A 6000-nucleotide genomic window follows, 5' to 3' on the forward strand; every position below is an offset into this window, starting at 1 on the left:
ACTCCAAGTGGCTGCAACGTAAGTCCCCTGTAGGAGCTGCCGCAGGCTGCGATCTTTTGATGTTGTTTCTAAAGATCAAAAGATCGCAGCCTGCGGCAGCTCCTACAGTGGAATATGGGGTTCTTCTATTGATGGGCTTCGAGGAACTGAATCAGCCTCGGAATGGTGCCTTCGATGTGTTCGCACACTACCGCGGCCGCCTTGTCCGGGTCGCCGGAACGCAGTGCGGCAATAATCGAGGCGTGCTCGTCGCGGGCGCTGCGGGGTTTGTCGGCGTGTTGCAGCCACAGGCGCATGTGCGGCTCGATCACCGAATACAGCGCCGAAATCTGCCGCATCAGGCGCGGACGGTCACTCAGGCTGCACAGGTATTCATGGAAAGCGCGATGGCGGCTGACCCACTCGGCGCCGTCCTCACGGTAGTCGTCCATCTCATCGAGCAGGCGCTCCAGATGGCTGAAATGGCGCTCGGTGAGTTTCGTCACGGCAACACGAATGGCGAGACCTTCCAGAGCGCTGCGTATCTCGAACACCTCACGCATTTCCTCGATGTTCAGGCCGCGCACGATCGCGCCGCGATTGGGCCGCAACGTCACCAGGCCATCGGCATCCAGGCGCCGAAAGGCTTCGCGCACCGGCATGCGGCTCATGCCGATTTCACCGGCGATGTCCTCGGCAATCAGGCGCTCGCCAGTGCGGTAGCGACCTTTGCAAATGGCCTCCAGGAGAAAGTTGTAAGCCTCTTCCTCGGCGGTGACAGGTTGGCGCTCTGTATAGGCAGGGGCGAATTTCATCAAGTGCACCTTTTGTATTTTTGTATCCAATTATCCATAAAGCCAAAAAAAGCACGTTGCGTGCCAGCTTCGCCATACGCTGCTCAGGTGCATGATTCGATTGATATAACTGAAATCGGCAAGGCTGTTAGCGCCTATCGACGTCGGGGGATAACGAGTTGAAATGAATCAGGGTGTAACCAAAAAGCCCCAACAGGGGGCGGGTGGTAACACCGCCAGTGAAACGTTTTATCTGCCCTGCCAGCCCGCTACGCTTGCGTGTAAAGTACCGCCATAAAAATCTCAATCAGGAACCCTGACCGTGGCTAAAACTCTCGACATCAGTGCCAACTTCGACAGCGGCAACATCCAGGTCATCGATGTCAGCGACCCACTCAAACCCCTGCTGGCCATCCGTCCCGATAGCAAAAGCAACCATTTCCAATGGTTCCACTTCAAGGCCAGCGGCCTGCATGTCGGCCAGGACCATTGGTTTCGCCTGAACAATGCCAGCCAGTCCTCCTACAACAAGGCCTGGACCGGCTATCAAGCGGTGGCGTCCTACGACCACGTCAACTGGTTCCGTGTGCCGACCATTTTCGAGGGCGACTGCCTGCGTTTCAGCCTCGAAGCTGAACAGACCCACGCCTGGTTCGCCTACTTCGAACCCTACAGCCGTGGCCGCCACGACTGGTTGATCGAGCAAGCACTGACCAAGGCCGGCACCGAATTGCTGGCCACCGGCAAGAGTGTCGAAGGTCGCGACATCCAGTTGCTGCGCAAAGGCACTGGCGCCGAAGGCCAGCGCAAGGTGTGGATCATTGCCCAGCAACATCCCGGCGAACACATGGCCGAGTGGTTCATGGAAGGTGTGATCGAGCGCCTGGAGAAACACGACGACCCGGTGCTGAACAAGCTGCTGGCCAGTGCCGACCTGTACCTGGTGCCGAACATGAACCCGGACGGAGCCTTCCACGGCCACCTGCGCACCAACGCCATGGGCCAGGACCTGAATCGCGCCTGGCAAAGCGCCAGCGAGGAACTCAGCCCGGAAGTCTTTTTCGTCCAGCAGCAAATGGAAAAATACGGCGTCGACCTGTTCCTCGACATCCATGGCGACGAGGAAATCCCCCACGTGTTCACCGCTGGCTGCGAGGGCAATCCAGGCTACACGCCGCGGATCGAAAAACTCGAGGAACACTTCCGCAACCACCTCAAGCACACTACCAAGGACTTCCAGACCAAGCACGGCTACACCCGTGACGAACCGGGCAAAGCCAACATGACCCTGGCGTGCAACAGTGTCGGGCAGAAATACGATTGCCTGTCGCTGACCCTGGAAATGCCTTTCAAGGACCACGACGACCACCCGAATCCATTGACGGGGTGGTCGGGCAAACGGTCGAAGCAATTGGGCAAGGATGTGTTGACGACGGTGGCGGATATGGTTGGCGTTTTGCGCTGATCTATCGCGCGATACCTGTAGGAGCGAGCATGCTCGCGATGGTCGTCAACGAAAACGCTGGCTGTCTGATGCCCATCGGTGCTCGTGCTTCCATCGCGAGCAGGCTCGCTCCTACAGGTTTTAAGTGTCAATGATGCCGGCGATCAACCGCGGTCTTTGCCCCTCAACATACTGTCCAGCACCTCATCGCGCCGCACCCAGCCATGAAACAACGCCGCAGCCAGGTGCAGCAGCACCGTCAGGAACAGCAGGTACGCCAGATAGCCGTGTGCCTTGCGCAGGAACGCGAACACTTGCGCATTCGCCGGCACGATCGATGGCAACTGCAATGAGTTGCTGAGCATCACCGGTTCACCCGACGCAGAAATCATTGCCCAGCCTAATAACGGCAAAACCAGCATCAGGGCGTACAGCAGCACATGGGACGCCTTGGCCGCCAGCGCTTGCCAAGCCGGCAGGTCGGCGGGCAGCGGTGGCTGCTGGGTGGAGAAGCGTACGACCAGTCGCACGATCACCAGCAACAGAATCGCCACGCCCAGGGGCTTGTGCAGGTTAATCAGCCATTCATGACGCTCGGACACCGAGGCAACCATGCCCGCACCAATGAACAGCATGGCGATGATCATCAGCGCCATCAGCCAGTGCAGCAGGCGCGCCAGGGGAGCGAAGTGGTTGGGTTGGTTGCTCATTGCTGGGCCTCCTGTTTGGCGGCGGGCAACTGGCTGACTTCGCTGGTGCGACGCAGGTAGGAATTGGCATAACCGGCTGAACGAGCGGCGAGCAGCGGGTCGTCGGAACCTTCGATGCCTGCAGGGAGCACCAGCGGGTCATAGTTGATGTCGCGGCACTCACCGCTGAGTTGCGGCTGGGTGCTTTCAAGAACCAGGGTGCCTGCGTTCAACACCTTGCGCCCCTCGGGCCAGGCCTTGCTCGCATCGTTAACCGGGTCACCGGGGTTGGCCAAAGTGATGTTCAACTGAAAGCGCAGTGGACCGGCGGCGATGCGCTGAACCAGGTCTTTCTCGAGGAAATCGCTGCCTTGCGGGGCGGTGGCACCCGGCGCGTCCTGAACCGCTGGCACCATGCTCCAGCGCACGGCTTGACGTTGCCCGGCGGCATTGACCAGATAGAACGCGTTAACGCTGTTGTAGGTTTCCGTCACGTAACTGGCCGAGGGTTTCGCGGTCTTGATCCAGGCCAGGAATGGTGCGGCTTCCGGGTGCGAGCCGAAGAACGCCGGCACCGCCGCCGGGTCCGGTTTGCCCGTCGCGGGAACCGGCGACTGGGCCTGTTGCAATTGATAGAACGCCTCGGGCGTGCCCACCGGGAACACCGGCATGCTGTTCATTCCGGTGCGCCATTGCTGGCCGTTGGCCTGGGTGAAACGTAACGCCAGGCTGCGTATCGGCACGGCGCTATCTGGCGCGTAGGGATTACCCGCCGGCAAGGCGAAACGACCGACTACCGGGGTCCGCGCCTGATTGAACACCTGTGCGGTGGAATAGCTGCGCGCCTCGCCACTGCTCTCGAAATGGCCGATCACGCACACGCCTTTGGCGTGGTTACGACGAAATCCCGGGTGCACGCCGTTGTTGGTTTCCAGCACATTGACCAGCTTTTTCGGGGTCAGGCGCTGTGGGTCAAAGGTGCCATTGACGTAGGCAAATGCCCCAGCCACTGCAGCCACGACCACGGCAATGCCGGCCAGACGCAACATCAGGCTCGCGGCACTCAAGGGTGGCGGTGATGATCGATCTACCATGAAAGACTCCAGGGCCATCGGCCACAAGTGAAAAGAATCAGGCAGACGAACCTCGCGGCGGTTTATTCCATCGACCGGTATTTATTTTTCCGGGTGTGGAATAACCTCCCATGCCAAGCGTCTTCCTGGTTCAAAGCGTAGTGAGAAACCAGAAATTCATGAACGATATCGACGAACAACTGCGAGAAATCATTCCCAGGTTGCGCCGCTTCGCCGTATCGCTGACGCGCAATTCCAGCAGCGCCGATGATCTGGTGCAGTCGTGTCTTGAGCGTGCGCTATCAAGCTGGGGCGCCAAGCGCGTCGAGGGCGACTTGCGCGCCTGGTTGTTCTCGATTCTTTATCGACAGTTTCTCGATGCTCACCGTCGCTCCCGACGCTACGCGCGAATGCTTGAATTCTTTACCGGACGCGATGATGCGCAGCCTTCGGTGGAGCGGACCGTGATCGCTCAATCGACCCTCAACGCCTTCGATCAACTGCCAACCGAACAGCGCGCGCTGCTGCTGTGGGTGTCGGTTGAGGGGCTGAGTTACAAAGAGGTCGCCGAGATTCTCGACGTACCCACCGGGACCGTGATGTCCCGCCTGTCTCGGGCTCGCCAAGCCCTGCGCCAACTCAGCGATGGCGAAATCAACCGCCCTGCCCTGCGGAGACTCAAATGATCAGCATGCCCCCCAGCGAGCGCGACCTGCACGCTTACGTCGACCATCAGTTGGACGAGGAAGACCGGCGTCTGGTGGAGACCTTCCTGGCCAGTAACCCACAGGCGGCCGCGCAGGTTCGCGGCTGGCAGCAGGACGCCCAGCACCTGCGCGCAGCCCTCGGTGGCGCCTTGCAGCAGCCCCCCAACCCCGATCTGGAACCGGCAGTCATTCGCCAACGCCTCCAGCGCCAGTCCCGTCGTCACCTGGCCAGCGCCGCGATGTTGCTGATTGCTGTCAGCATCGGCGGCTTCAGCGGCTGGCAAGCCCGGGAAATGACCCTGGCCGGCGCGTCAGCCCCGATGACCGATGCCCTGCAGGCCTATCGCCTGATTGCCCAGCAAGGCATCCTGCCAGCCGACTACAAGGCTGGCGACGACGCAGACATGCAGGGCTGGCTCGACCGTTATTTCACCCAGGCCAATCGCCTGCCTGATTTATCCGGTGCAGGCTTCAAACCGGCCAGCGGGCGTTTGCTCAGCACTGAGCAAGGCCCGGCGGCGATGGTGGTCTACGAGGATCAGAACGGGCAGAAAATCAGCTTTTATGTGCGCCCGCCGGGACCGAAGAACTTTTTGCTGCCCCGGGGTAGCCGCAGTGATGGCGGCTTACAGGCCGAGTACTGGTCGGGTGGTGGCTACAACTATGCGATGGTCAGCCCGGCGGATACGCCGGCGGCGCGTATGCTCAGGCAGACCACGCAGTTCTGACAACACTATCCCTTGTAGGAGCGAGCCTGCTCGCGAAAGTGTGGGGTCAGTCGACATCAATGCTGAATGTGCTGCCGCCTTCGCGAGCAGGCTCGCTCCCACAGGGGATCCAGGTGCACCTGCAAAAGTCAGGTCGGCTTTAAGGCCGCCTCGCTTTGCTGTTGATCGCGAGCGCCCCGTTAACCACGCTGGCCGAACGCAGGCATTGCGCAGTGGGTAAACCGGCAGGACGCCGGTTTAGCCGCGCTGGGCCAGGGACGGCCCATCGCGGCGACCCACGGAGCAATGCCGGAGAGAGGGCATGCCGAGCCCAAGCGAGGCACCAAGTGGTGGGGCAAAGCCTTTTGCTTCCTTTTTGCTGGGCCGGCACTCCGGCGTTTGAAAAAGGGAGTCGCTGTAAAAGCGAAACCATAAGTGGCCGTTACCGCAGAAATGGATATGTACTCCCTGACAGCCGACCGGATTGCTGGTCTGTCCGCATTCCCGTGTGGGAGCGAGCCTGCTCGCGATGATCGTCAACGATGACACTGGAAGCCTGAGACCCCGCGGCGCACTCAGGTTTTTCGCGAGCATGCTCGCTCCTACA

Annotated in this window: 6 protein-coding genes; 3 read left to right on the forward strand and 3 right to left on the reverse strand. The window is 60.5% G+C overall.

Going from position 1 to position 6000, the window contains the following annotated elements; all coding sequences use genetic code 11:
• Positions 1-125: 125 nt before the first annotated feature.
• A complete protein-coding gene (locus tag PSUM_RS30430) occupies positions 126-794 on the reverse strand; it encodes a GntR family transcriptional regulator (RefSeq protein WP_083348709.1) in 669 nt (222 codons plus the stop codon).
• Positions 795-1089: 295 nt separating this feature from the next.
• Here PSUM_RS30430 and PSUM_RS30435 point away from each other — a divergent pair, with 295 nt between their 5' ends.
• Positions 1090-2238: a M14 family metallopeptidase gene (locus PSUM_RS30435; protein WP_033044646.1), complete on the forward strand. Its 1149-nt coding sequence runs from the start codon at positions 1090-1092 to the stop codon at positions 2236-2238.
• 143 nt (positions 2239-2381) lie between these two features.
• On the opposite strand, the gene PSUM_RS30440 is transcribed toward PSUM_RS30435, so the two are convergent.
• A complete protein-coding gene (locus PSUM_RS30440; protein ID WP_033045738.1) occupies positions 2382-2927 on the reverse strand; it encodes a cytochrome b in 546 nt (181 codons plus the stop codon).
• Positions 2924-4000, reverse strand: coding sequence for a catalase family peroxidase (locus PSUM_RS30445; RefSeq protein WP_033045740.1), 1077 nt, complete (start codon positions 3998-4000; stop codon positions 2924-2926). The genes PSUM_RS30440 and PSUM_RS30445 overlap by 4 nt, the downstream gene beginning before the upstream one ends.
• A gap of 158 nt (positions 4001-4158) precedes the next feature.
• Here PSUM_RS30445 and PSUM_RS30450 point away from each other — a divergent pair, with 158 nt between their 5' ends.
• On the forward strand, positions 4159-4665 hold the full coding sequence (locus PSUM_RS30450; protein ID WP_033045742.1) for a sigma-70 family RNA polymerase sigma factor: 507 nt from the start codon (positions 4159-4161) through the stop codon (positions 4663-4665).
• A complete protein-coding gene (locus PSUM_RS30455) occupies positions 4662-5414 on the forward strand; it encodes an anti-sigma factor family protein (RefSeq protein WP_033045741.1) in 753 nt (250 codons plus the stop codon). The genes PSUM_RS30450 and PSUM_RS30455 overlap by 4 nt, the downstream gene beginning before the upstream one ends.
• Positions 5415-6000: the final 586 nt, after the last annotated feature.

The organism is Pseudomonas umsongensis, from assembly GCF_002236105.1.
GTDB lineage: Bacteria > Pseudomonadota > Gammaproteobacteria > Pseudomonadales > Pseudomonadaceae > Aquipseudomonas > Aquipseudomonas umsongensis.